This window comes from Geoalkalibacter subterraneus (assembly GCF_000827125.1).
GTDB lineage: Bacteria > Desulfobacterota > Desulfuromonadia > Desulfuromonadales > Geoalkalibacteraceae > Geoalkalibacter_A > Geoalkalibacter_A subterraneus.
On record NZ_CP010311.1, the window covers coordinates 3,148,956 to 3,172,788 of the forward strand.

The 23,833-nt window shown below is 52.4% G+C and carries 23 protein-coding genes; 6 read left to right on the top strand and 17 right to left on the bottom strand.

Going from position 1 to position 23,833, the window contains the following annotated elements:
- Positions 1–84 precede the first annotated feature (84 nt).
- From GSUB_RS14690 to GSUB_RS14735, 10 genes are all read right to left on the bottom strand, one after another.
- Entirely contained in the window at positions 85–444 is a 360-nt protein-coding gene (locus tag GSUB_RS14690) for a flagellar protein FlaG (RefSeq protein ID WP_040201465.1), read from the bottom strand.
- A gap of 80 nt (positions 445–524) precedes the next feature.
- A complete protein-coding gene (locus tag GSUB_RS14695; RefSeq protein ID WP_040201466.1) occupies positions 525–1,355 on the bottom strand; it encodes a flagellin N-terminal helical domain-containing protein in 831 nt (276 codons plus the stop codon).
- A 272-nt stretch (positions 1,356–1,627) separates the two neighbouring features.
- Positions 1,628–2,344: an acylneuraminate cytidylyltransferase family protein gene (locus tag GSUB_RS14700; RefSeq protein WP_040201468.1), complete on the bottom strand. Its 717-nt coding sequence runs from the start codon at positions 2,342–2,344 to the stop codon at positions 1,628–1,630.
- Complete coding sequence (locus GSUB_RS14705; RefSeq protein ID WP_040201469.1) at positions 2,337–3,386, bottom strand: nucleotidyltransferase family protein; 1,050 nt, start codon at positions 3,384–3,386, stop codon at positions 2,337–2,339. The genes GSUB_RS14700 and GSUB_RS14705 overlap by 8 nt, the downstream gene beginning before the upstream one ends.
- On the bottom strand, positions 3,383–4,561 hold the full coding sequence (gene neuC / locus GSUB_RS14710) for a UDP-N-acetylglucosamine 2-epimerase (RefSeq protein WP_040201470.1): 1,179 nt from the start codon (positions 4,559–4,561) through the stop codon (positions 3,383–3,385). Before neuC ends, GSUB_RS14705 begins: the two co-directional genes overlap by 4 nt.
- Positions 4,558–5,568: an N-acetylneuraminate synthase gene (gene neuB, locus GSUB_RS14715; RefSeq protein ID WP_040201471.1), complete on the bottom strand. Its 1,011-nt coding sequence runs from the start codon at positions 5,566–5,568 to the stop codon at positions 4,558–4,560. The genes neuC and neuB overlap by 4 nt, the downstream gene beginning before the upstream one ends.
- Complete coding sequence (locus GSUB_RS14720; RefSeq protein ID WP_040201473.1) at positions 5,565–6,194, bottom strand: acetyltransferase; 630 nt, start codon at positions 6,192–6,194, stop codon at positions 5,565–5,567. Before GSUB_RS14720 ends, neuB begins: the two co-directional genes overlap by 4 nt.
- Positions 6,191–7,330: a LegC family aminotransferase gene (locus tag GSUB_RS14725; RefSeq protein ID WP_040201475.1), complete on the bottom strand. Its 1,140-nt coding sequence runs from the start codon at positions 7,328–7,330 to the stop codon at positions 6,191–6,193. Before GSUB_RS14725 ends, GSUB_RS14720 begins: the two co-directional genes overlap by 4 nt.
- Positions 7,323–8,315, bottom strand: a complete 993-nt coding sequence (locus tag GSUB_RS14730; RefSeq protein ID WP_200890150.1) for an NAD-dependent 4,6-dehydratase LegB — start codon at positions 8,313–8,315, stop codon at positions 7,323–7,325. Before GSUB_RS14730 ends, GSUB_RS14725 begins: the two co-directional genes overlap by 8 nt.
- 33 nt (positions 8,316–8,348) lie before the next feature.
- On the bottom strand, positions 8,349–10,829 hold the full coding sequence (locus GSUB_RS14735) for a 6-hydroxymethylpterin diphosphokinase MptE-like protein (protein WP_040201476.1): 2,481 nt from the start codon (positions 10,827–10,829) through the stop codon (positions 8,349–8,351).
- A gap of 391 nt (positions 10,830–11,220) precedes the next feature.
- On the opposite strand from GSUB_RS14735, the gene GSUB_RS14740 reads away from it, so the two are divergent.
- The gene (locus GSUB_RS14740; protein ID WP_040201477.1) at positions 11,221–11,439 is read left to right on the top strand and encodes an antitoxin MazE family protein; all 219 of its coding nucleotides are present in this window, start codon (positions 11,221–11,223) and stop codon (positions 11,437–11,439) included.
- The gene (locus GSUB_RS14745; RefSeq protein WP_040201479.1) at positions 11,436–11,762 is read left to right on the top strand and encodes a type II toxin-antitoxin system PemK/MazF family toxin; all 327 of its coding nucleotides are present in this window, start codon (positions 11,436–11,438) and stop codon (positions 11,760–11,762) included. Before GSUB_RS14740 ends, GSUB_RS14745 begins: the two co-directional genes overlap by 4 nt.
- 413 nt (positions 11,763–12,175) lie before the next feature.
- Here the strand turns inward: GSUB_RS14745 and GSUB_RS14750 are convergent, their stop codons facing one another.
- The 4 genes from GSUB_RS14750 to GSUB_RS14765 all read right to left on the bottom strand — a co-directional run bounded on the left by GSUB_RS14750 (position 12,176) and on the right by GSUB_RS14765 (position 15,048).
- The gene (locus GSUB_RS14750; RefSeq protein WP_040201480.1) at positions 12,176–12,355 is read right to left on the bottom strand and encodes a hypothetical protein; all 180 of its coding nucleotides are present in this window, start codon (positions 12,353–12,355) and stop codon (positions 12,176–12,178) included.
- A 14-nt stretch (positions 12,356–12,369) separates the two neighbouring features.
- On the bottom strand, positions 12,370–13,179 hold the full coding sequence (locus GSUB_RS14755; protein WP_040201481.1) for an ExeA family protein: 810 nt from the start codon (positions 13,177–13,179) through the stop codon (positions 12,370–12,372).
- On the bottom strand, positions 13,179–14,495 hold the full coding sequence (locus GSUB_RS14760; protein WP_052464977.1) for a DDE-type integrase/transposase/recombinase: 1,317 nt from the start codon (positions 14,493–14,495) through the stop codon (positions 13,179–13,181). Before GSUB_RS14760 ends, GSUB_RS14755 begins: the two co-directional genes overlap by 1 nt.
- Before the next feature lie 103 nt (positions 14,496–14,598).
- A complete protein-coding gene (locus GSUB_RS14765; protein WP_040201482.1) occupies positions 14,599–15,048 on the bottom strand; it encodes a hypothetical protein in 450 nt (149 codons plus the stop codon).
- Positions 15,049–15,290: 242 nt separating this feature from the next.
- Here GSUB_RS14765 and GSUB_RS14770 point away from each other — a divergent pair, with 242 nt between their 5' ends.
- The 4 genes from GSUB_RS14770 to GSUB_RS14785 all read left to right on the top strand — a co-directional run bounded on the left by GSUB_RS14770 (position 15,291) and on the right by GSUB_RS14785 (position 22,292).
- Entirely contained in the window at positions 15,291–16,835 is a 1,545-nt protein-coding gene (locus GSUB_RS14770) for an ATP-binding protein (RefSeq protein WP_200890151.1), read from the top strand.
- A 279-nt stretch (positions 16,836–17,114) separates the two neighbouring features.
- The gene (locus GSUB_RS14775; protein WP_200890152.1) at positions 17,115–18,653 is read left to right on the top strand and encodes an ATP-binding protein; all 1,539 of its coding nucleotides are present in this window, start codon (positions 17,115–17,117) and stop codon (positions 18,651–18,653) included.
- 279 nt (positions 18,654–18,932) lie between these two features.
- Entirely contained in the window at positions 18,933–20,474 is a 1,542-nt protein-coding gene (locus GSUB_RS14780; protein WP_200890153.1) for an ATP-binding protein, read from the top strand.
- A 279-nt stretch (positions 20,475–20,753) separates the two neighbouring features.
- Positions 20,754–22,292: an ATP-binding protein gene (locus GSUB_RS14785; RefSeq protein WP_200890154.1), complete on the top strand. Its 1,539-nt coding sequence runs from the start codon at positions 20,754–20,756 to the stop codon at positions 22,290–22,292.
- Between the two features lie 192 nt (positions 22,293–22,484).
- On the opposite strand, the gene GSUB_RS14790 is transcribed toward GSUB_RS14785, so the two are convergent.
- From GSUB_RS14790 to GSUB_RS14800, 3 genes are all read right to left on the bottom strand, one after another.
- Positions 22,485–22,766 carry a type II toxin-antitoxin system RelE/ParE family toxin gene (locus GSUB_RS14790; RefSeq protein WP_040201484.1) on the bottom strand — a complete coding sequence of 94 codons (282 nt, stop codon included), beginning with the start codon at positions 22,764–22,766 and terminating at the stop codon, positions 22,485–22,487.
- Complete coding sequence (locus tag GSUB_RS14795; RefSeq protein ID WP_040201486.1) at positions 22,763–23,023, bottom strand: type II toxin-antitoxin system Phd/YefM family antitoxin; 261 nt, start codon at positions 23,021–23,023, stop codon at positions 22,763–22,765. Before GSUB_RS14795 ends, GSUB_RS14790 begins: the two co-directional genes overlap by 4 nt.
- A gap of 111 nt (positions 23,024–23,134) precedes the next feature.
- Positions 23,135–23,815 carry an ISAs1 family transposase gene (locus GSUB_RS14800; RefSeq protein WP_040199265.1) on the bottom strand — a complete coding sequence of 227 codons (681 nt, stop codon included), beginning with the start codon at positions 23,813–23,815 and terminating at the stop codon, positions 23,135–23,137.
- Positions 23,816–23,833 lie beyond the last annotated feature (18 nt).

The window sequence follows — 23,833 nt, forward strand, 5'->3', positions numbered from 1 at the left end:
CTGTCAGATCGAGCCGAGCACGGCTTGAGATGGCGGGCAATTGACGGTTGCAGCAGAAGTCTTCATGAATAACACGGGCGAGCATCAACTCTGATTATTCACAATCGCTCCACGCAGCTCATTCAATCGCTTGGTCAGGCCGAGCAACTCCTCGGGAGGGATCTGGCGGATCACATCCCCTGAATCTGAATCGACCACCTTCACCACCATTTCATTCAGATCGCGGTTCTTCTCGAAGCGTACGCTATAGGCGCCGTCTTCGGTCAGCTCATTGATACGCTCAAGCAGCGCAATAGAATCCGGCCGCGTTTCTTCCGGCTTCTCTACCGTCTTCTTCTCGGCAGCGGCCTCGGCCGCACGCCGTTGATCGTTGGCTTGGTCGGCTACGCCCTGCTGCGTGTTCTGCGGAAAAATTTGTTGTGCGGAAACAGCTTCGATTTTCATGACAACCCTCCTGCACCCTGGGCCCTTCTGGAAAAAACGGGGGATCCGAAGATCCCCCGGAAGAGCCTAACGTGGTTCTCTTAGCCGAGCAGCGACAGGGCCAGCTGCGGAGCTTGGTTGGCCTGTGCCAGAATGGAAGTGCCGGCCTGCTGCAGGATATTGAACTTGGTCATGTTCGAGGTTTCCTGAGCGATATCGGCGTCCAGAATCCGGCTGCGGGCAGCGGAGACGTTTTCAGAAACGTTTGAGAGGTTGGCGATGGTGGATTCGAGGCGGTTCTGAACCGCACCAAGGTTACCGCGGCTCGAATCCACAGTCCCAATTGCTGCATCAATCTGAGTGATGGCAGATTGTGCCGCGCTAAAAGTAAGAACATTGAGTGCGTTAATGGACAGCGCAGCTGCACCCGCGCCAGCAATTTCCACAGCAATTGTCTGGGCGGCATCGGCACCAATCTGGAATACCATCGCATTGGTTGCTCCAGAAAAATCACCATTAAGCAGCGTCTGATTATTAAAGGAGGTGTCCGTCGAAATACGGTCGATCTCAGTAATCAGCTGCTGAAATTCAGCATCCAGAGACGCCTGGTCTTCTGTCGTATTGGTGCCGTTGGAGGACTGCACCGCCAGTTCGCGCATACGCTGCAGCAGGTTAGTGGTCTCCTGCAAAGCGCCTTCAGCAGTTTGCGCCAGAGAAATACCATCGTTGGCATTACGTACTGCCTGGTTCAGCCCCCGGATTTGGGAGGTCATGCGGTTGGAAATGGCCAGACCAGCAGCGTCGTCTTTTGCGCTGTTAATGCGAAGGCCCGAGGACAAACGCTGCATGGCGGTGCCAAGGGCACTCTGAGAAGAACCAAGATTGCGTTGAGCGTTGAGTGAAGCGACGTTTGTGTTAATGGTAAGTGCCATGATTTTTTCCTCCGTGAAGTAAGTTTGCGGGCATCCATGCCCTTAGATGATTGGTAATATTCGCGTTTGCGGGAGAAATCCTGATCAAAAACTTTTTTCCTCACCTCCTTTGTCCTTTGTTTCCCGCTCACGGTTCTTTTATCGGCACCGTCCAAAGAAAAATTTAGTAAAAAGTTTCAAAAGGTTTGGGAGGCGGCTTTATTTTTGAGAACAAGCTGGTTTCTGATGCGCTAGAGAGGAATAAGACGGGAGGTTTGAATTGAGCGGTGTTTTTACGCCAACGATTTTCTTTTTCGCTCCTTCAGCAGAATTTCGGCGAGATGCAGATCGAGCATCTTGTCGATATCTACAGATGCCTCTGCAGGCATCACATAGGCGAAAGTCCCATCGGCAATGAAGGAGAAAGTCTTTTCAAGAAATTGGATATAGGCTAGATAAATGGCCCCGTTAAGCCGACAGAATTCAGGCAATTCCTGGCGGTTGGTATTCATTACCCCCGGCCGCAGAAAATTCTTCATGCTGCCGTCTTCGGGGAGGGTGTTGGCCCACCAGGGATGGTGGCCCGTCGGGCAGACCGAGACGATGGCGCTGGCGCTTTTTTCAAAAAGAAGTTCAACGGCACGGTCAATATCCCCCGCCGTCCTCAGGGGAGAAGTCGGCTGCAACACGAGAACGAGATCGAAGGACTCACCCCTCTCGCGGTGCCAATGAACGGCATGGAGAATCGCATCGATCCCCTTAGCTTCATCCGTCGCCAGATCGGCTGGGCGCAGGAAAGGCGCATCCCCTCCCCAAAGTTCGGCGATTTGGGCGATTTCTTTACTGTCGGTGGAAACAACCAGTTGGTCCACATAACGCGACTGCCGACCGGCCTCGATGCTCCAGGCAATGAGGGGCTTCCCGGCGAGCTCCCGGATGTTCTTGCCCGGCAGGCCCTTGCTCCCTCCCCTTGCCGGAATAACAGCTAGGATCCGCCGTCCTTCATACATGAAAGACCTCTTCGTAATCGTTGTTGGCCTGTTCAAAATCACGGGGCTGGCCGATATCCATCCAGTATTCACGAATCGGAAATGAGCAGACCTTTTGCTTTGCCTCAATCAAATTCTGAAATAATTGGGGCATATCAAAAAATTCCCCAGGCGGGATAATTTTGAGTGTCTCTGGATTGAGTACATAAATCCCCGCATTGACATAATACTGGTGTGTTGGCTTTTCAACGATCGACTCAATGGTTGCACCTTCTGTATGCACGACACCATAAGGAACCTGTACTTCATATTCCCGAACACACATAGTCGCATCGGCCCCGGTGAGCACATGGTAATTGAGGAGATGCTCAAAATTGACATTGGTCAGCAAATCACCATTCATGACGATGACCGGTGAATCAATCTCTTTGGGCAGCATTCCGAGTGCTCCTGCAGTGCCAAGGCGATTTTTTTCGTTCAGGTATCCGATGCGTACCCCTTGTTTGTGCCCATCACCAAAGTATTCACGAATCTTTTCGGCTTTGTAGTTGACACTCAGGAAAAAATTTCGGAACCCATAGCGGGAAAAATTCTCGATAATTGTCTCGAGAATCGGCTTCGAACCAACCGTCAGCATAGGCTTGGGGGTATCTACCGTCAGCGGCCGCAAGCGGGTGCCGAGGCCGCCAGCCATCAGCACGACGACATTGGGCTTTTCCGAAACGCGCAGATAGTCATCGATCATTTCAATGCCGACAAGTCTGCCCTCATCATCAATCATCGGCAACTGCTTAACGCCGCGAGCCAACGCTAGCTGGACCAGATCATCCTTGGGCTGACTGAGATAGCCCTTGACCGGATTCGTGTTGTAAAGCCCTTCGATTGGATCATCCAATCCTTTTCCCTTGAGGAACCCACGGCGGATGTCGCCATCGGTGATTGTTCCCAAAAAAAGATTCTCTTCAACCACCAAGGCGATCTGCATGTTCCCTTTGTCAATGGTTTCCAGAACCTGGCGAATGGTGGCACCGGGACTGACGGAAAGTTTTTTTGCGCTCCTCATGATAACCCCCTGAAGCAATCCTGCGGCAGATCGAAAAAAGACTTCTTCAGATCAGCTATTTCGGCCGAACTGATGATTTCCGCGATCCGCCTTGCGGTATTCTTCTGCCTGTAGGGATTTTCGGACGCCTGGGCGATTTTCTTTAATTTTTTTGTAAAAGCAAGCCGACAGGCCTCAAGTATTTCCGCAGCCTCGGGGGCGCAATCGATGACACTGGCGGGTTTGGTACGACCTTTTTGGCGGTCTCCAATGTTGACCGTAGGAACGCCAAGGGACGGTGCCTCAATAATACCGCTGCTACTGTTGCCAACTACCGCATCTACCAGTCGCAACACACTGAGGTAACGTAACTGACCCAGAGAAGTTGAGGCGGTTGCGCGCTGATGGTTTTCAGCGACGTAGCGGTCGATCAGTTGGTTGATCACACGCCCGTGAGTATCGGCGTTGGACTTGGTGAAAATCACCTTTGTAGAAGCAAGTTGGTCAACAGCCTGCAGTAGCTCTTTGAATTGATGCTCTGAGGATTGGTTTTCGAGAGTTACAGGGTGAAAGGTGATCAAAAGGTTGCTCTCACCAAATTTGAACCCCAATTCAGACTCGAGTTCTTCTCGCGAAAGAAAAGCCAACCTCTCAATAACATCCAGCCCTATGGCACCTACGTTAAAAACCCGACTTGGATTTTCACCGAGTTGAATGATACGACGCCGATATTCTTCTGTTGCCGCAAAGTGCAGGTAACTCATTTTGGTAATCGCGTGGCGGAAAGACTCGTCTACCGCCCCTTGGGTGCTTTCGCCTCCATGCAAGTGCGCAATGGGAATACCGTGAAAGGTTGCGGCAGTCGCGGCAGCCATGGCTTCGAAACGATCTCCCAGAACCACCAGAACATGGGGAGCGAGACGCACCAACGCATCAGAATACCCAATAAGACCGAGTCCCGTCGATTTGCACAATCCGGCCGGTGTATCGGAACTCAACAGCATGTCAATGGCTTCATTGATGAGAAAGCCATCGCGTTCAATCTCATGAATAGTCAAGCCGAACTCAGGGGCAAGGTGCATGCCGCTCACCAACGTCTGAAGTTCGATATGCGGATCATCGCTGAAGTGTTCCATCAATGGTTTGAGCAAACCATATTCAGCTCGGCTCCCGGTAAATACGCAGACTTTTTTCATGGCAGAATGATCGGTTCGTCAAGCACAAAATCTTTGCCGGCCAGATTGCCTAGAACTTCGTCCCACCGCATGGGACTTAAGCCCTGCGCGGGGCGCTTCACCGCAAGATTCTTTTCAGTGAACTCCTCCCCCTTGCGAATAGCCTGTGCGGCCACAATACTTTTGCGGGCAATCGGGATATTGCGCTTTTCCGAAGGTGTCGGCGCCTTGATACCGGTGCCCAGAGCCATGCTGACATTGCGGATCGCTCTAACCATCGCGGCCAGTTCGTTAGGCTCCAAAGAGGCTCGGTGATCGGGTCCCTCAAGGGTGCAGTCAAGGGTGAAATGCTTTTCGATGACGGTGGCGCCCAAAGCAACTGCTGCAACAGGGATCTCGATTCCCAGTGTGTGATCCGAGTAACCAAAGGGTGTCTCGAATGCCGTGCCAAGAGTCCTCATGGCACGCAGGTTCACGTCTTCCATGGGCGTTGGATATTCCGTATTGCAGTGCAGCAGTGTAATTTTTTCTTTATCGGCTCCTGCGGAAACCAGCACATCAAGCGCCGCAGAGACTTCATCGAGGTCGGCCATCCCTGTTGAAAGAATGATGCGCCTGCCCAGCTGCCCGACGCGACGGAGGTAAGGCAGATTGGTAATTTCTCCCGAAGGAATCTTGAAGATCTCAAGACCCAGGGCAGACAAAAGATCAATACTCTCCAGATCGAAGGGAGAAGAAAGGAAAAGAATATTGCGGCGGTGGCAGTGCGCCATAAGTTCCCGATGGGCGCCCTCATCGAGTTCGAGTCTGCGGATCATGTCGAACTGCGACTCTTCAGGTGTCGTGGTCGCTTTCTGGTAGTCAGCTTTGGCGGCATCACGGCGCACAAGGCTTTCTGCCCGAAAAGTCTGAAACTTGACGGCATCCGCCCCAGCCTCGGCAGCTGCATCCACCAGCTTTCTGGCCATGTCCATACTGCCGTTATGGTTCACGCCCGCTTCGGCGATAATGAAAACCCGAGAGTTCAAGATGGTTTCTTCCCTGTAAAGATAGTTTCGCAAGGGATGTTCTGTAAAACAGCAACTCCGCCGCCGATGATACAGTTGGTGCCAATGCTGATTCCTTCGCGAGTAACGGTGTTGCTTCCGACAAAAGTCTTTTCTGCAACCGCCGTACCACCATTGATGATCGCTGCAGTGGAGATATGACAGTGATCGCCGATGGCGGCATCGTGCTCCAGCAGGCAAAACGTATTGATAATGCAGTTTCGGCCCACCTGGGCTCCGGCATTGACCAGGGCGCCATGCATTACGATCGTACCTTCTCCCACAATGGCATGACGCGACACATAAGCGCGGGGAGAAAATATGGCAGGAAGCTGAGCGCCCAGCCCTTTGAGTTGTTCAAAAATTGCGACGCGCCGCGCCGGGCTCTTGATCTGTCCGAGAGTGACCAGAAAATACCTATACTGCTTGGCAAGCCGAGGAAGATCCTCGTCGCCCCCAATGATCGGATATCCCAGCACTTTCTGCCCGATCTTTTCCGGGAGATCCAGGACACCGGCAATGCGGTAGTGTCCCTGCTGTTCGACGACATCGATGCACGAACGACAGTGCCCACCACCTCCAACGAGAATGATCTCCGGTTTATTCATAGGCGCACGCTGCTGGGGATATTCACCAAACGGGCATAAAGATGCTCCGTATGGGGGAGAGGCCCACGCTGACAATCCTGGTACATGTCAAGCTTGTGCATAGGGCGCCACAAGGGGCGTGTCATGATTTGTCGATCATTGCTGAACCGCAGAAATTGATCCCGTTCTTTTTCGCCATCCAGAAGCAGCGCATTAAGCCAATAATTTGACTTCGCATCGCTCGGTTCAGTGAAAAACGGCACCCCAAGCCCAGAAAATCCAGCACGGTATTCCTCTGCCAACTGCCGCTTGTTGGCAACGAATTTATCCAGTTGCTCCATCTGGGCCACTCCCAGAGCCGCATTAAGATTGGGCAGGCGAAAATTGTAACCGCTTTCGTCATGAACGAATTCCCAACGATGAGGGCGTTTGGCGGTTGTCGTAAGGTGTTTTGCTCGCTGCGCCAGTTGCTGATCGTCGGTCACCAACATGCCACCCCCGCCCGTCGTAATAATCTTGTTGCCATTAAAACTGAAGATACCTAGATGGCCAAAGGTACCTGTGTGTCGACTTTTGTAATAGCTGCCAAGGCTCTCTGCGGCATCTTCGACAACGGCAATGTCGTACTGGTCACATACCTCCCGGATCTCGTCGATGCGGCAAGGGTGCCCAAGGGTATGCATCGGCACGCAGCCAACGATCGGCAAGCCGGTCCGTTTGTTGACGGTTTGCCCTCCCCTGCGCTCGGCGTTTCCCTTCAAAAATTCAGCAAGAGCCTGAGGCGACAATCCCAGAGTATCGAGATCCACATCAACAAAAACCGGGCGGGACCCCGTGTGCACAACCGCATTGGCAGTGGCAACAAAACTCAGTGACTGAGTGATCACCTCGCTTTGCGGACGAGCACCAATCAAACGCAGGGCGATAAACAGAGCCTGGGTGCCGTTAACAACCGCAACGGCATAACGGCTGCCCACAAAATCCGCGACCCGCCTTTCGAAGTCATCCACATATTGGCCAACACTGGACACAAAGGTAGAGGCGATGCATTCGAGAGCATAAGCTTTTTCCTCGCCCTTGAAACAGGGCTCGTGCAGAACAATCGGTCCCGTGGTGGGAAACCTTTGCCGTATGCAATCAAGGATGGGTTCAAACATTGTAGATATGACTCTTGTAGCGCGCGAGATTTTCAGGACGCAAAAACCAGTCGATGGTCTTAGCGAGTCCCTCTCGCAATGTGTGGGCGGGTGTAAAATCCGTCAGACCATGAATCAGCGAATTATCACACCAGAGGCGGAAAACTTCAGATTTTCCTGGACGCAGCCGTTCTTCATCGGTGAGGAATTCAACATCGCTTCCCATAATTTCACGGATCAAATTCAGCGTATCGCCAATTGAAATTTCAAAATTAGATCCGATATTAACGGTTTTTCCGATGGCGTCATCACACTGAGCCAGGGCAATGAAGCCATCGCAAGTATCAGCCACATAGTTGAAATCGCGGGTTGGCGTGACATCGCCAAGCTTGATGGCCTTCTGGCCGGAAGCAATCTGGGTGATGATGGTCGGGATCACGGCCCGCGCTGATTGGCGAGGGCCGTAGGTGTTGAACGGGCGTGCGACAACCAGAGGCAAATCGAAAGAGTTGTAAAAACTCATCGCCATTGCATCTGCTCCCATTTTGCTGGCACTGTAAGGCGATTGGGGCTGCAAAGGATGCTTTTCATCGATCGGGACATATTGCGCCGTGCCGTAAACTTCGCTGGTCGAGGTGTGTATGACCCGCTGGCAACCGTTGTCCAAAGCGGCCTGACAGATGTTCAAAGTCCCCCGGACATTGGTATCAAGATAACTCTCTGGCGCGACATACGAGAAGGGAATGGCGATCAGGGCGGCGAGATGAAACACAATATCGACGTCTTTAGTGATGTGCCTGCAGAAATGGGCATCGCGCACATCCCCACTAACAACCTCTATCCGGTCAAGGCAATCAATGGCCTCCAGCCATCCCCATGAGTTGAATGAGTTATAACAACTCAGGGCTTTAACCCTGGCGCCTCTTTCAACGAGCATTTCTGTCAGATGAGAACCGATAAAACCGTCGGCACCAGTCACCAGAATTTTTTTATCCCTGATCAACAAAGAGCCCTCCTCCAAGAACCGCTCAAGCCCAAATTACCCGCAGTCTGAAATTAATTCTTCGATAGCATAATTTTCTGGATCCTGTTCCAGGGCCATCTGAAAAACCTGCCTGGCCACATCAGAAACACCCATGGAGAGATAAAGTCGCCCAAGCTTAATCAAGACACCAAGATCAGAGGGGACGCGCTCCAGGTAGTCGACATATAGATCGGCCGCGGCCTGATTTTGTCCAAGTAAGCGCAAAAGATCTGCATATTGGGGCTTATACACAAAAATTGCGCCGGCAAGGCATTCAAGGGCAAGTTTTGCGTATTCCAACTGCCCTGACTGCAGGGAGATTGAAGCGATCCGCCGAAGGGCATCTTCGGTTAAAGCATTGAAGCTTTCACCGATCAACTCCTGGTAACACTCTAACGCCAAATCAGGGTTATCATTGATTTCTGCCAGATACCCTTGGATAAGGGCCCTTAAAGAAGGCGCCTCTTCCTGATTCTCATGTTTGGAAAGCGCATCTGAAATGCGGGCAAGTCCGGCCTTGTCCCCATTTTTATACAGGCGCACGGCCTTACCACGAAGTGGCCCCAGACTTCTCATCTGTCGAGTGCGTTTGGCCTGAACCGTTTCTACGGCATTCATATCTTTGTCAAATTGGGCCTTTAAGTTTTCCGTGGAAGAATCCAGGTCATCATCCTTTAAGTCAGGATAACGATCACGCCAGACATAAAATCTCCCCGGCTGTCCATCATTCAGCCATTGCTCACATAATGAACCAAAATCATTGAGAGACGATTCTTCCGATTCTCGAATTGAGATTCGACTAATTGAAGATTTGACGGCGTTCAAAAGGCGAGAGGCACTGTTTTTATACGCACTATAGTAGGTATCCGCCGTTTTCTCGATCTCTTCATCGCTCCATTCTTTTTCGTTATCTAAACGAGTCACCTGGATAAAATCTTCTATTCCAAACTTCTTTACCAACGAAATCAATTCTGAAAATTCCTGATTCAATCTTTTTTCAATTTTATCCATGCGCAATTTGTATTTAAAATTGGCTTTTTTGCCACTTCGACCAAAAAGACCTTTATTGCAATAAAGCGCTTCACCTGCCAGGTCCTTTATTTTTTCCAGATCGTTCTGGACACACTCTAATTCTTGTAGAACTGACTGATAGTGAGCGGTTCTTGTTTCTACATCTTCTTCGGGAAGAAAATCGAACACTCCAGGAAGCATGGGCCGGTCAAGGGGTTCATACTCAAGATTTTCCACAGGGAGAAACTCGATATGCTCCATTTTAGCCGCGCCGGCGGCTGGATTGATAATTCTGCAACCTGCATCCCTTGCAAGGGCTGCCTGCTGATCCAATATCTCCATTGCCTTGAAATAATCAGGGCCTGTTTCGGCGTGCCACCCCCCATTGGTTTCAACCGTTAGGACATTGTCAAGCTTCGGGCCTGCGGCACTTTCATTGCTCCCACTTGCATGAGTCATCCCTTCCTTGTTAAAGCATAGGTCAACGCCAGCAAGAACAACCTGAGAAAAACCCATCTGTACCGCTAATGACAAAGCCGTGTTCGTCACTGTAGGGCCAGGGGTATCGAGATTTTCCGGGTTGGCTTTGGTCCCCCATGGATACCGCGCGCCGACATAGACAGAACGGCCGCGCCATTGGCCTAGCAGCTTGGGAGAAACATGATAGGAATGAACAAAAAGGGATTTATCCCAAAAATTCAACATCTCTTTACTGACATCGAAGCTGACATCGTGGGGATCGACGGAAAAGATCAGGTGAGGAGTGAGACCGAACTCCAAAAGACGTCTGCTGATACGGGACACAGCAAAAACAGCCAGCTCATCTTGATGATCGCGGACCCATGGAAGCAACTCATCCAAAGAAGGGCCGCCGCCAAGAATTACAGCTGTTTTCCCGCAGTACCTATCCTTCAGGTGGATTGCGGGAATACGGTTCTCACCCAGGTTCTCAAGCTGCCGCAAAATGAAGTCCTTACACCCCAAACCACCGCGCACAGCCCACTCTATGGCCTGTAGCTGCTCACTGAGATGATTGGACAGTTCACGATAGCCCGGCAAATAGGAATCCATCGCCGCAAGGGATTCACGCAGAAAAACAGCGCCAAGGAAAAGGTAGTTCTGGAGTTGAAAATCCTCGGCCTGCGTCCAGGCCTCTTCCAGCGAAACCACCCTTATTCGTTCGGGAAGATCTTGAAGTTTCCCCTCTGCCCGTAGCGCCTCAATGACTGCCGGCAACTCTACAAAAAGATATCGAGTCCCATCTGGGAAGTGTTGTTTCTGTATATGCTGTAAGAGAAGCCCTGAGTCGGTTCCCACGACCACAAAAAGGCGGTTAGATTGAAACAGATCCTCACCGAAATATTTTTGATAGACCGCAGTAGAACCAACCTGATCAAACGCACTGCGATTGACCTCATACAAATACCGATCACCAAACCGATTAGTGATAAAAGGGCCTAAACTTTCCACACCAGATGTCGACATTCCGTCTCCCTAGGGGTCAGAATCAAATCAGTCCAACCTAAAGACATTTTTTTGACTCACAATGGGCTTTTACTTGTGATTCCTAAGCGTGATTTTGCAAGAGAGGGGCCAAGATTGTGGTCCCCCGGTGAGGAGTGAGGCGGGAGGGGTGAGGAGAAAACCTTCTAAACGCTTGAACCACCCGTTCACTTCGTTCTCTAGAGATCACAGAGGGCACAAAGAAAACATGGGAGAAGGGAAGGAGGAAGCAAAAAAAGATTGTCAAAAAGATTCTCTCTGTGGCTTTTCCTCTGTGTTCTCAGTGTGCTCTATGGTTCAAGCTTTTGGCCTAAGGGCTTTGCCTTTAAGCAGCATCATGCTATTGTTACATGTAACAATAAAGGAGGACCAAATGCCCTGTCATGCGAAAACATCCAAAGATCGAGTAAAAACCCACCGCCGCAGGATGCGTGCAGCCGGCCTCAAGGCTGTCCAAATCTGGGTTCCGGATACTCGTATTCCGGGATTTTCCGAAGAATGCCGCCGGCAGTCACGAATCATCCGTAATGATCCCGAAGAGGTGCGTGAGTTGGAGCAGCTTGCTGAAATGGCCGACTGGAGCGAAGAATGAAACGAGGGGATCTCGTATTGGTTGCGCCGCCGGGGGCTTATGGCAAACCTCGACCGGCACTGATCATCCAATCTGATCTGTTTGCCGAACATCCCAGCGTCACGATCTGCCTGCTGAGCAGTCATCTGCAGCAGACCCCCCTCTTCCGCTACCAGGTTGAACCCCACACTGAAAACGGCTTGTCTGTTCCATCACAAGTCCAGGTTGACAAGATCATGACTCTTCCGAGAACCAAATTGGGACAAAAAATCGGACGGCTTCAGGACCGCCAGCTTCAGGAGATCACAAGGTTGATTGCATTGTGGGTTGGCTTGGCGGGGTAAGGAGTTTGTCGGACAGAAAGCTGGAAGAGCAAGGGCCTTGAACCGCCCGTTCGCTGCGCTCACTCGAGATCACGGAGGACACAGAGAAACCAGGGAGAAGTGAAGAAGGAAGCAAAAAAAAAATTGTCAAAAAGATTCTCTCTGTGGCTTTTCCTCTGTGCTCTCAGTGTACTCTGTGGTTCAAGCTTTTGAATTTAAAATTTCTCCGCGAACCCGGGACCTCAGCGGTGAAGATTTTCCCTTTTCCCTTTGATGCTTTATACTCGAATCACTACAATGCACTCAGCCCCAGCTGTTGATTCCCATTTTATTCGGACTTACCTTTTCTGATTATTTGGCACCATTTGCGAGTTTGTCACCTTATTCGGACTTTTGGCGAACGGGGGCAACTCGGGTTGCCCCCGACGTTTAGATTATTCGGGATCGTTGATGGCTCTTGACGGTCCTCTGGTTTCGACAAATTCGCCATACACCTGCTGTTCCTTATTGATCTTGCGCAGGCTGACCAGGAGCAGATCAAGAACGATTCGCCCCATCAGATCGGTCAGCTCATCGAGCTTTTGCTCCAGATCTTCCTCTTCATAGATATTCATTGCGCTCTCCCTTTTTAGAACAGTTCTGTCGCCGCCCGGCGCACATGCTCGGCAGACACGACGGACTCTTGTGCTTTTGCCGCGGCAACCAGCGCACCTCTGGCGAGATGATTGGCTTTGCGGAACAGACCTCCAGAGCCCTGGTGAATAGCGGTAACCGCGGCGTCATCAAAGAGCATCTGCTTGACGCCGGCGATCTTTAGGTGATGGAGCAGGTACTCTTGCATGGTGTTCTGGTCGATGCCACTGAGGTGGCAGCGGGCAACCACGCGTGAGGCCAGGGGCTGGCTGTTACGATAGCTGAGGTTGTCGATCAAGTTGGCCTGTCCCGCCAGGATGATCGGCAGAAACGGTTTGGAATCCTGTTCAAACTGGGTGAGGGTGTGCAGTTCGGCAAACACCTCCAGTCGGAGCAAAGAAGCTTCATCGATCATCAGGGCCAGTTTCATCTTCTTGCCCAGGGTCAGATCCAGCACCTCCTGTTTGATCCGGCGGGTCATTTTGGCGCGGGACGCTCCGGCGTTTTCGACTCCCAGCTCAGCCAGAATCTGACGATAGAGTTCGAGAATGGAGCCGGAGGTGGCGGTGACCGAGAGAACCCTGTACTCCGAAGGATGGAAATCCCCGATGACGTAGCGCAGCGCCGTGGATTTGCCGCTGCCGATTTCACCAGTGATCAGAGCGAGGGCTCCCAGGCTGATGGCATAGTGGATGCGGTCGCAGACGGCGGTGAGGGTTCTGGTCACCAGAATCTCCTGACGGGGGATATCGGCGGCAAAGGGCTCTTTGTGCAGCCCGAAACAATGGCGATAGTTCTCTGGCATTACGCGTCCTCCCACAACTCGCCGCTTTGCGTGATGGCTTTCTCAACAGGAGTCCCTCCGTCAGAGCGGGCCTCCCCGACGAGTTCGACCTGGCCGTTTCGATCCCGCTTGACCCGACTGTTAACCTGTAGATCGATCGGTCGCAGGTTGCCGTAGGATTGTCCGGAGAAACGCACCTCCACCTGCTCGGGGCTTTGTTCGTGGTAGAGCAGTTCGACCCGTTTGCCGATCAGATCGACCGGCGCCTCGAACAGGCGCTTGTCGAGCACCACGGAGCGATCCTTGTTGACACGGCGGCGTGCTGTTTTGCGGAAGGAATCCGTCAGGTTGTGTGGCGCGGCGCGCAGACAGTGCATGTGGGCGGTAAAACGCTGTAAGGGACTTTGCCCGGTGGAGCTATGACGACGCTGATGATAAGTCTGTTCCAGCCACCGCTCGAACGCCCCATTGATCTGCTCCAGCGTCTGCCCGGTAAACCCCGGCAGGAACTGGGTGCGCACGGTGCGGAAGAAGCGTTCGATCTTGCCCTTGCCCTGGGGCTGATAGGGCTTGGCATGGATCAGGGCGATGCCCAGGGCGGCACAGGTATACTCCAGCTGACGGGAACGGAAGGCCGAGCCGTTGTCGACATAGAGTTTGCGCGGGATACCTCGTTTGCCTAGGGCACTCTGGAAGGCTTCCATGAAGGGGGCCAGGGCTTCCGATGGATAAAACGCCGCATGAGGAATAAGCCGGGAATGATCATCGATGAAGGCGATCAGATAACTCTTGCGCTGCTTGTTGCCAACCGTTACGTGCGGGCCGTGCATGACATCGGACTGCCACAGATCGTTGGGCAGTTCGGCTTCGAACTTGCGCCGGTCGGCGGCCGCGGCCGGTTGCTCTGTCATCAGATTGTGCTGATGTAAAAACCGGTACACCGTGCTCTGGCTGACAGACCGATCAGAGCTCACAAGCCAGCGTTCATGCAGAATCCGGGTCAATTCCGGAACCGGCATTTTGGGCAACTGGCGACGCAGTTCCTGCAGTGCCAGGCCGGTCTCTTCATCGATCGCCCGCACACTCCCGCAATCGGTACGATCCTGTGGATACAGCGATTCAAGACGGCGGCCGTATCCCGTGTATCTCTGGATCCAGCGGGTAATGGTGCTACGGCTAATCCGAGTCCGTCCTGAATGCGGAATCTGCCACTTGCGAGCGCACTTCTCCCTGAGCAGGGCCTCCCGCTCACCTCGATCCAGTCGGGTGGCGCCGACAAAATCGGCAATCACACCGTAGCGGAAGACCGCCACCGCTTGCTTCTGTTCTTCGGTCATCGTTTCCTCCTTGATAAGGGTTTGCAGGCACCCTAAACCAAGAGGAAAAACGGATCACCGGCCGACGTCACTGGGGTGGTCGCTGTGCAGTGACCTTCCCGGTTTAACTGACCCGGGCCACGGGAACCCGGCCCTGACGCAGCAGCGCATCGAACCCCGCCAATAGCCCCCATCGCCAACGGTTGGTCAGATGCGCCTGAACCTGTCGGCGCAGATTGGCCAACCAATGCCGCAAGCGCGAGCGCGGCAGAGCCGAGGGCGGCCAGCGACCATGGGCCAGTCGCTCGTCGAGATGATCACGGATGCTCTCTCGGGAGGTGTGGATACGGGAAAAATGGGAGTCAGGTCGCAAAGTGATGACGCAACCGCACGCCGGGCAACGATAACACTTCATCAGCAGGGCTTGGCCATATCCCTCAAAATAGCGGGCGACGTAGCCATGTCCCCAGACCCGCCAGTTGCTGCAACGCGGGCAGCTCTGCGGCCTTGGCCAGGGATAGCTCCGACCCATTTCAAGAATTTGCTTGAGTTCAACAATCACCGGCCATATCATTAAAGCTCCATGTAGGTCAGGGGTGTTGGCCCCGAAAGTAAAAGGGCGGAGAGTTCGTCAAAACTCTCCGCCCGCTTTCTATCGACGGTGTCAAAAAAGAGCCTTCCGCAACAAGCTCATAGTCTCTGACAATCTCTACAAAATGGTCAACTCAAACTGACAATTTCATGCCCTCTCCAATTCATTTTTCGTGGCAATTAACACCAGCTGACTCTCATGCACGCTCAACCGGAGAATTCAAAATGACCCGACTGGCCAAACTTCCCATCGGCATTCAGACCTTCGCCAAGATTCGCGAAGATGATTATGCCTATGTCGACAAGACTCCTTTGGTGCACACCCTGATCGAAGAGGGGAATTACTATTTCCTTGCCCGCCCGCGCCGTTTCGGAAAGAGCCTGCTGATTTCCACCCTGCAGGCACTCTTCGAAGGGCGCAAGGAGCTTTTTACCGGGCTCGATATCGAGGACAAGTGGGACTGGGGCATCCAGTACCCGGTCATCAAGATCAGCTTCGGCGGCGTGGCGCGCAGCCTGGAGGATATGAAGCAGGATGTCGGAAACATCCTTGAGGAGAACCAGCGGCGATTGGGCCTTTCCTGCAAAAATCCGCAGGATATCGGCGGATGTTTCAAGCAGCTGATCTGGGAAGCCCAACAGAAATACGGTCAAAAAGTCGTCATCCTTGTGGACGAATACGACAAGCTCATCGTCGACAACCTCGATCAGATCGAAGTCGCCAAACAGGGACGCGAGGTCCTCAAAGACCTCTACTCCATCATCAAGGACAGCGACGAATACATCAGGTTCGCGTTTCTCACCGGGGTGAGCAAATTCAGCAAGGTCTCCGTTTTCAGTGGGCTCAACAACCTGGAGGATATCAGCCTTAATCCCGACTATGCCACCTTGTGCGGCTATACTCAGCATGACCTGGAGACGGTGTTTGCCGAGCACCTGCGCGGCGCCGACATGGAGCGAGTGCGCCAGTGGTACAACGGCTACAACTTCCTGGGGGATCGGGTCTACAATCCTTTTGACATTCTGCTATTCATAAAAAACAATAAAGTTTTTGACAACTACTGGTTCGCCACCGGCACGCCGACTTTTCTGATCAAGCTGATCCGGAAGAATAATTATTATATTCCCAAGCTGGACAATTTGCGTGTCAGCAAAGGCTTGATCGACAGCTATGATATCGAGGACCTCGAACTTGAGCCGCTCCTTTTTCAAGCCGGCTATCTGACCATTCGCGCAGTCGAACAGATGCGACGGGGCGGGTATCAGTATGTACTGGACTTTCCCAACAAAGAGGTGCTGCTTTCTTTCACCGATATGATCATCAATTACCTGACCGATCATAAAGAGCAGAGAGGACGGTTTCAGGACGAACTCTACCTCATGCTGGAAGAGGGTAATATCGAAGGATTCAGAGAAACCCTTGCCTCTCTGTTCGCCTCGATCCCCTACAACAACTACGTCAACAACACCATCGGCAGCTATGAAGGATATTATGCCAGCGTCATCTACGCCTACCTGGCAAGCCTGGGGCTGGACTTGACCGCGGAGGATGTAACCAGCAAAGGGCGCATCGACCTGACCGTGAAACTGGGAAACCGCATCTACATCATCGAATTCAAGGTCGACGGCGAGGGGCGCGCCCTGGAACAGATCAAGGCACGTGGCTATCATCACAAGTTTCAGGGAACGGGGAAGGATATCTACCTGATCGGTATCGATTTCGATTCGGAGCAACGCAATATTGCCGGGTTTGAGTGGGAGAAGGGTTGAAGAAAAGCTTGAACCGCCCGTTCGCTGCACTCACTCGAAGACGCGGAGATCGCGGAGAAAGGCTTTAAGGGGTTTGGAGAAAAAAAGATTTCTCTGTGGTTTTACTCTGTGTTCTCAGTGTGCTCTGTGGTTCAGGATTTTGACTTTAAGATTACTCCGCGTACTCCGCGACCTCAGCGGTGAAGATTTTCCCTTTTCCCTTTGATGCTTTATACTCGAATCACTACAATGCACTCAGCCCCAGCCGACTCTCATGCACGCTCAACCGGAGAATTCAAAATGACCCGACTGGCCAAACTTCCCATCGGCATTCAGACTTTCAGCGAGATCCGTCAGGAAGGGTATGCCTATGTCGACAAAACTCCTCTGATTCGAACCCTGATCGATGAGGGGAAATACTACTTTCTCGCCCGCCCGCGTCGTTTCGGAAAGAGCCTGCTGATTTCCACCCTGCAGGCACTCTTCGAAGGGCGCAAGGAGCTTTTTACCGGGCTCGATATCGAGGACAAGTGGGACTGGCAAACCCGATACCCGGTCATCAAGATCAGCTTCGGCGGCGTGGCGCGCAGCCTGGAGGATATGAAGCAGGATGTCGGAAACATCCTTGAGGAGAACCAGCGGCGATTGGGCCTTTCCTGCAAAAATCCGCAGGATATCGGCGGATGTTTCAAGCAGCTGATCTGGGAAGCCCAACAGAAATACGGTCAAAAAGTCGTCATCCTTGTGGACGAATACGACAAGCTCATCGTCGACAACCTCGACCAGATCGAAGTCGCCAAACAGGGACGCGAGGTCCTCAAAGACCTCTACTCCATCATCAAGGACAGCGACGAATACATCAGGTTCGCGTTTCTCACCGGGGTGAGCAAATTCAGCAAGGTCTCTGTTTTCAGTGGGCTCAACAACCTGGAGGATATCAGCCTTAATCCCGACTATGCCACCTTGTGCGGCTATACTCAGCATGACCTGGAGACGGTGTTTGCAGAGCACCTGCGCGGCGCCGACATGGAGCGAGTGCGCCAGTGGTACAACGGCTACAACTTCCTGGGGGATCGGGTCTACAACCCTTTTGACATTCTGCTATTCATAAAAAACAATAAAGTTTTTGACAACTACTGGTTTGCCACCGGCACGCCGACTTTTCTGATCAAGCTGATCCGGAAGAATAATTATTATATTCCCAAGCTGGACAATTTGCGTGTCAGCAAAGGCTTGATCGACAGCTATGATATCGAGGACATTGAGCTGGAACCGATTTTGTTTCAGTCCGGATATCTGAGTATCAACCACGTTGAGCAGACCGATTTCGGCACCGAGTACAGCCTGAAATTTCCCAACCGCGAAGTCGCCATCTCTTTTAACGACGTGATCGTTCGCTACCTGACCGGTTCCGGCAATAACCTGCCGACAAAAAAGGAACTGTTGACCAGTCTGAAGCAGGGCGATCTGCAGCAGTTTGAAAATACGCTGACCGGCGTGTTCGCCTCAATCCCCTACACCAACTACGTTAACAACACCATCGGCAGCTATGAAGGCTACTACGCCAGCGTGGTCTATGCCTACCTGGCAAGCCTGGGGCTGGATCTGACCGCGGAGGATGTAACCAGCAAAGGGCGAATCGACCTGACCGTGAAACTGGAAAACCGCATCTACATCATTGAATTCAAGGTCGACGGCGAGGGGCGCGCCCTGGAGCAGATCAAAGCGCGCGGCTATCATCACAAGTTTCAGGGAACGGGGAAGGATATCTACCTGATCGGTATCGATTTCGATTCGGAGCAACGCAATATTGCCGGGTTTGAGTGGGAGAAGGGTTGAAGAAAAGCTTGAACCGCCCGTTCGCTGCACTCACTCGAAGACGCGGAGATCGCGGAGAAAGGCTTTAAGGGGTTTGGAGAAAAAAAGATTTCTCTGTGGTTTTACTCTGTGTTCTCAGTGTGCTCTGTGGTTCAGGATTTTGACTTTAAGATTACTCCGCGTACTCCGCGACCTCAGCGGTGAAGATTTTCTCTTTTCCCTTTGATGCTTTATACTCGAATCACTACAATGAAATCAGCCCCAGCCGACTCTCATACGCGCTCAACCGGAGGATTTAAAATGACCCGACTGGCCAAACTTCCCATCGGCATTCAGACCTTCGCCAAGATTCGCGAAGATGATTATGCCTATGTCGACAAGACTCCTTTGGTGCACACCCTGATCGAAGAGGGGAATTACTATTTCCTTGCCCGCCCGCGCCGTTTCGGAAAGAGCCTGCTGATTTCCACCCTGCAGGCACTCTTCGAAGGGCGCAAGGAGCTTTTTACCGGGCTCGATATCGAGGACAAGTGGGACTGGGGCATCCAGTACCCGGTCATCAAGATCAGCTTCGGCGGCGTGGCGCGCAGCCTGGAGGATATGAAGCAGGATGTCGGAAACATCCTTGAGGAGAACCAGCGGCGATTGGGCCTTTCCTGCAAAAATCCGCAGGATATCGGCGGATGTTTCAAGCAGCTGATCTGGGAAGCCCAACAGAAATACGGTCAAAAAGTCGTCATCCTTGTGGACGAATACGACAAGCTCATCGTCGACAACCTCGACCAGATCGAAGTCGCCAAACAGGGGCGCGAGGTCCTCAAAGACCTCTACTCCATCATCAAGGACAGCGACGAATACATCAAGTTCGCGTTTCTCACCGGGGTGAGCAAATTCAGCAAGGTCTCCGTTTTCAGTGGGCTCAACAACCTCAAGGACATCAGCCTCGACAGCCGCTACGCCACTCTGTGCGGCTACACCCAACATGACCTGGAAACGGTCTTTGCCGAGCATCTACGCGGCGCCGACATGGAGCGAGTGCGCCAGTGGTACAACGGCTACAACTTCCTGGGGGATCGGGTCTACAATCCTTTCGACATCCTGCTGTTTATCGATAGTGGACAGATTTTCAAAAACTACTGGTTCACCACCGGCACTCCGACCTTTCTGGTCAAGCTGATCCAGAAGGGCAACTACTATATCCCGCGTCTAAATAGTTTACGCGTGTCGGAAAGCCTGATCGACAGCTACAACATCGAGGACATCGAGCTTGAACCTCTTCTGTTCCAAGCCGGCTATCTGACCATCGGGCGGCAGGAAAACGTCGGCGCAGTCACCATGTACATCCTGAACTTCCCAAACCTTGAAACCCGTTACTCCTTCAATGATTTCCTGCTCAGTCACCTGACCGGCCAGGACGCGGAAAAAGCGGAATTTCAGACCCAGATTTACTCCGCTCTGTCCGGTGCTGATCTGCCGGCATTCGAGCGAGCTCTGACCTCCCTGTTCGCCTCAATCCCCTACACCAACTATGTCAACAACACCATCGGCAGCTATGAAGGCTACTACGCCAGCGTCATCTACGCCTATCTGGCAAGTCTGGGGCTGGACTTGACCGCGGAGGATGTGACCAGCAAAGGCCGCATCGATCTAACCATTAAGTTGGAAAACAGCATCTACATCATCGAATTCAAGGTCGACGGCGAGGGGCGCGCCCTGGAGCAGATCAAAGCGCGCGGCTATCATCACAAGTTTCAGGGAACGGGGAAGGATATCTACCTGATCGGCATCGATTTCGATTCGGAGCAACGCAATATTGCCGGGTTTGAGTGGGAGAAGGGTTGAAGAAAAGCTTGAACCGCCCGTTCGCTGCACTCACTCGAAGACGCGGAGATCGCGGAGAAAGGCTTTAAGGGGTTTGGAGAAAAAAAGATTTCTCTGTGGTTTTACTCTGTGTTCTCAGTGTGCTCTGTGGTTCAGGATTTTGACTTTAAGATTACTCCGCGTACTCCGCGACCTCAGCGGTGAAGATTTTCTCTTTTCCCTTTGATGCTTTATACTCGAATCACTACAATGAAATCAGCCCCAGCCGACTCTCATACGCGCTCAACCGGAGGATTTAAAATGACCCGACTGGCCAAACTTCCCATCGGCATCCAGACCTTCGCCAAGATTCGCGAAGATGATTATGCCTATGTCGACAAGACTCCTTTGGTGCACACCCTGATCGAAGAGGGGAATTACTATTTCCTTGCCCGCCCGCGCCGTTTCGGAAAGAGCCTGCTGATTTCCACCCTGCAGGCACTCTTCGAAGGGCGCAAGGAGCTTTTTACCGGGCTCGATATCGAGGACAAGTGGGACTGGGGCATCCAGTACCCGGTCATCAAGATCAGCTTCGGCGGCGTGGCGCGCAGCCTGGAGGATATGAAGCAGGATGTCGGAAACATCCTTGAGGAGAACCAGCGGCGATTGGGCCTTTCCTGCAAAAATCCGCAGGATATCGGCGGATGTTTCAAGCAGCTGATCTGGGAAGCCCAACAGAAATACGGTCAAAAAGTCGTCATCCTTGTGGACGAATACGACAAGCTCATCGTCGACAACCTCGACCAGATCGAAGTCGCCAAACAGGGGCGCGAGGTCCTCAAAGACCTCTACTCCATCATCAAGGACAGCGACGAATACATCAAGTTCGCGTTTCTCACCGGGGTGAGCAAATTCAGCAAGGTCTCCGTTTTCAGTGGGCTCAACAACCTCAAGGACATCAGCCTCGACAGCCGCTACGCCACTCTGTGCGGCTACACCCAGCATGACCTGGAAACGGTGTTTGCAGAGCACCTGCGCGGCGCCGACATGGAGCGAGTGCGCCAGTGGTACAACGGCTATAACTTTCTGGGGGATCGAGTCTACAATCCTTTCGATATTCTGCTTTTTATCGACAGCGGGCAGATTTTCGACAACTACTGGTTCGCCACCGGCACGCCGACTTTTCTGATCAAGCTGATCCGGAAGAATAATTATTATATTCCCAAGCTGGACAATTTGCGTGTCAGCAAAGGCTTGATCGACAGCTATGATATCGAGGACATTGAGCTGGAACCGATTTTGTTTCAGTCCGGATATCTGAGTATCAACCACGTTGAGCAGACCGATTTCGGCACCGAGTACAGCCTGAAATTTCCCAACCGCGAAGTCGCCATCTCTTTTAACGACGTGATCGTTCGCTACCTGACCGGTTCCGGCAATAACCTGCCGACAAAAAAGGAACTGTTGACCAGTCTGAAGCAGGGCGATCTGCAGCAGTTTGAAAATACGCTGACCGGCGTGTTCGCCTCAATCCCCTACACCAACTACGTTAACAATACCATCGGCAGCTATGAAGGCTACTACGCCAGCGTGGTCTATGCCTACCTGGCAAGTCTGGGGCTGGACTTGACCGCGGAGGATGTAACCAGCAAAGGGCGCATCGACCTGACCGTGAAACTGGGAAACCGCATCTACATCATCGAATTCAAGGTTGATGGCGAGGGGCGCGCCCTGGAGCAGATCAAAGCGCGTGGCTACCATCACAAGTTTCAGGGAACGGGGAAGGATATTTACCTGATCGGTATCGATTTCGATTCGGAGCAACGCAATATTGCCGGGTTTGAGTGGGAGAAGGGTTGAAGAAAAGCTTGAACCGCCCGTTCGCTGCGCTCACTCGAAGACGCGGAGATCGCGGAGAAAGGCTTTAAGGAGTTTGGAGAAAAAAAGATTTCTCTGTGGTTTTACTCTGTGTTCTTAGTGCGCTCTGTGGTTCAAGCTTTTGACTTTAAACTTCCTACGCGCACTCCGCGACCTCAGCGGTGAATGCTTTTCTCAGGAACGATACACTTCATCGTGACTGCCGACATGCACCGGGATAATTTCTTTGTCCTGGATGATCAATTCAAGGGTGATACGGTAGCTGATATTAATCGAGACAGAATGCAGGCTGCTCAACGCACCCTGCAGCCGGTGCATTCGAAGTGAGGGATGAAAAGGATCAAGCTCCAATAGCTTCAGTGTCTTTTCGTATTGAGGGAGAAGTTCTGGGTGCTTGCGCAGAAATTTTGCGGCCCGCTTGTTATACGCGGGGGTATAGAGGATGCGGAAATTCATGGATCCATTTTCCGCAGTCGGTCGATATGCTCTTCAACACTTTCGGTAACGGCTTGACCTCCGTCAACTTCGCGACGAGCCTCGTAAAGCGCGGCTTCCAATTCGCAAACACGCAGGCGATTGTAAGCCTCCATATCCATTACGACATAACGCTCTTTGCCGCGCACGGAAATAATGGCCTCGTCGCCCTCTGCCAAAGCCGATTCAATGGACGCGACACCTCTTGTCTTCAACTCGTTCGCAGTAATCGCTTTCATCGCAGCACTCCCGATCCGCAGCTTTTCGCTCTATTGTTAGTACGATTAAGAATACTATTAAAAAGCAAATTGAGCAAGGGCGGGGACAATAATCTGCAAGGCAAATTTGTTCTAATTGCATCCAGCAGCCGAGCGCCTGCTCCTTGTATTATCGGTCATTCGCAGGTAGTCGAAGACGGCGCGGGGGTTCATGGCGAGCATCCTCATTTTCTGCGCAACGCTGCCGACGCTTTTTGATTTAATCAGACCGACCGCGAAGCGTCGGAGCCGGGTGATGTTTTCCGGCCCATGGCCGGTGCGTATCCGGCTTCGGTCTTCGTCGTAATTCCAGTCAATGATGTAGTGGCAGCTGTTTTCTATGCACCAGTGGTTGCGATTAGTCTTGAGGATGCGCTGGGCGTCGGCCTGCTGCGGTGTGTGGCTGGTGATTCCGTAAACGGTTTCGGTTGAGACTTTCCCGCTCTTTTTGTTGACCCTTTCGCGTTCGACCATGAAAGCCTGACCGACGTGAGGAAAGTCGAGATAGTCGTTGAGCTCGGCGGTGACCCAGATCCTCCGCGTCTCGATCCGGCCATGGTCGGAGTCGACGGTGACAGCGTGAGGTTCTTGGCGGCCATGAAAATACAGGGTGAGGTCTTCGAGAAGCCGGGGCTGATTGCCTTTGACGGTGAAATGGTAATGGGCCTGCCTGTCTTCGACCAGGTAGCGGGCCAATCGGCGTTGCGTCAATAGGGCGTCGGCGCTGATGGTCTTGCCTTCGATGCTGATCGCCTCGAGCAAGGGGATGGCCATTTTGATTTCGTTCGTTTG

What these genes read in the sequence shown, in the direction of transcription:
- GSUB_RS14690 (WP_040201465.1), bottom strand. Translation starts at nt 444, where the DNA reads ATGAAAATCGAAGCTGTTTCCGCACAACAAATTTTTCCGCAGAACACG.
- GSUB_RS14695 (WP_040201466.1), bottom strand. Translation starts at nt 1,355, where the DNA reads ATGGCACTTACCATTAACACAAACGTCGCTTCACTCAACGCTCAACGC.
- GSUB_RS14700 (WP_040201468.1), bottom strand. Translation starts at nt 2,344, where the DNA reads ATGTATGAAGGACGGCGGATCCTAGCTGTTATTCCGGCAAGGGGAGGG.
- GSUB_RS14705 (WP_040201469.1), bottom strand. Translation starts at nt 3,386, where the DNA reads ATGAGGAGCGCAAAAAAACTTTCCGTCAGTCCCGGTGCCACCATTCGC.
- neuC (WP_040201470.1), bottom strand. Translation starts at nt 4,561, where the DNA reads ATGAAAAAAGTCTGCGTATTTACCGGGAGCCGAGCTGAATATGGTTTG.
- GSUB_RS14720 (WP_040201473.1), bottom strand. Translation starts at nt 6,194, where the DNA reads ATGAATAAACCGGAGATCATTCTCGTTGGAGGTGGTGGGCACTGTCGT.
- GSUB_RS14725 (WP_040201475.1), bottom strand. Translation starts at nt 7,330, where the DNA reads ATGTTTGAACCCATCCTTGATTGCATACGGCAAAGGTTTCCCACCACG.
- GSUB_RS14735 (WP_040201476.1), bottom strand. Translation starts at nt 10,829, where the DNA reads ATGTCGACATCTGGTGTGGAAAGTTTAGGCCCTTTTATCACTAATCGG.
- GSUB_RS14740 (WP_040201477.1), top strand. Translation starts at nt 11,221, where the DNA reads ATGCCCTGTCATGCGAAAACATCCAAAGATCGAGTAAAAACCCACCGC.
- GSUB_RS14745 (WP_040201479.1), top strand. Translation starts at nt 11,436, where the DNA reads ATGAAACGAGGGGATCTCGTATTGGTTGCGCCGCCGGGGGCTTATGGC.
- GSUB_RS14750 (WP_040201480.1), bottom strand. Translation starts at nt 12,355, where the DNA reads ATGAATATCTATGAAGAGGAAGATCTGGAGCAAAAGCTCGATGAGCTG.
- GSUB_RS14755 (WP_040201481.1), bottom strand. Translation starts at nt 13,179, where the DNA reads ATGCCAGAGAACTATCGCCATTGTTTCGGGCTGCACAAAGAGCCCTTT.
- GSUB_RS14760 (WP_052464977.1), bottom strand. Translation starts at nt 14,495, where the DNA reads ATGACCGAAGAACAGAAGCAAGCGGTGGCGGTCTTCCGCTACGGTGTG.
- GSUB_RS14765 (WP_040201482.1), bottom strand. Translation starts at nt 15,048, where the DNA reads ATGATATGGCCGGTGATTGTTGAACTCAAGCAAATTCTTGAAATGGGT.
- GSUB_RS14770 (WP_200890151.1), top strand. Translation starts at nt 15,291, where the DNA reads ATGACCCGACTGGCCAAACTTCCCATCGGCATTCAGACCTTCGCCAAG.
- GSUB_RS14775 (WP_200890152.1), top strand. Translation starts at nt 17,115, where the DNA reads ATGACCCGACTGGCCAAACTTCCCATCGGCATTCAGACTTTCAGCGAG.
- GSUB_RS14780 (WP_200890153.1), top strand. Translation starts at nt 18,933, where the DNA reads ATGACCCGACTGGCCAAACTTCCCATCGGCATTCAGACCTTCGCCAAG.
- GSUB_RS14785 (WP_200890154.1), top strand. Translation starts at nt 20,754, where the DNA reads ATGACCCGACTGGCCAAACTTCCCATCGGCATCCAGACCTTCGCCAAG.
- GSUB_RS14790 (WP_040201484.1), bottom strand. Translation starts at nt 22,766, where the DNA reads ATGAATTTCCGCATCCTCTATACCCCCGCGTATAACAAGCGGGCCGCA.
- GSUB_RS14795 (WP_040201486.1), bottom strand. Translation starts at nt 23,023, where the DNA reads ATGAAAGCGATTACTGCGAACGAGTTGAAGACAAGAGGTGTCGCGTCC.
- GSUB_RS14800 (WP_040199265.1), bottom strand. Translation starts at nt 23,815, where the DNA reads ATGGCCATCCCCTTGCTCGAGGCGATCAGCATCGAAGGCAAGACCATC.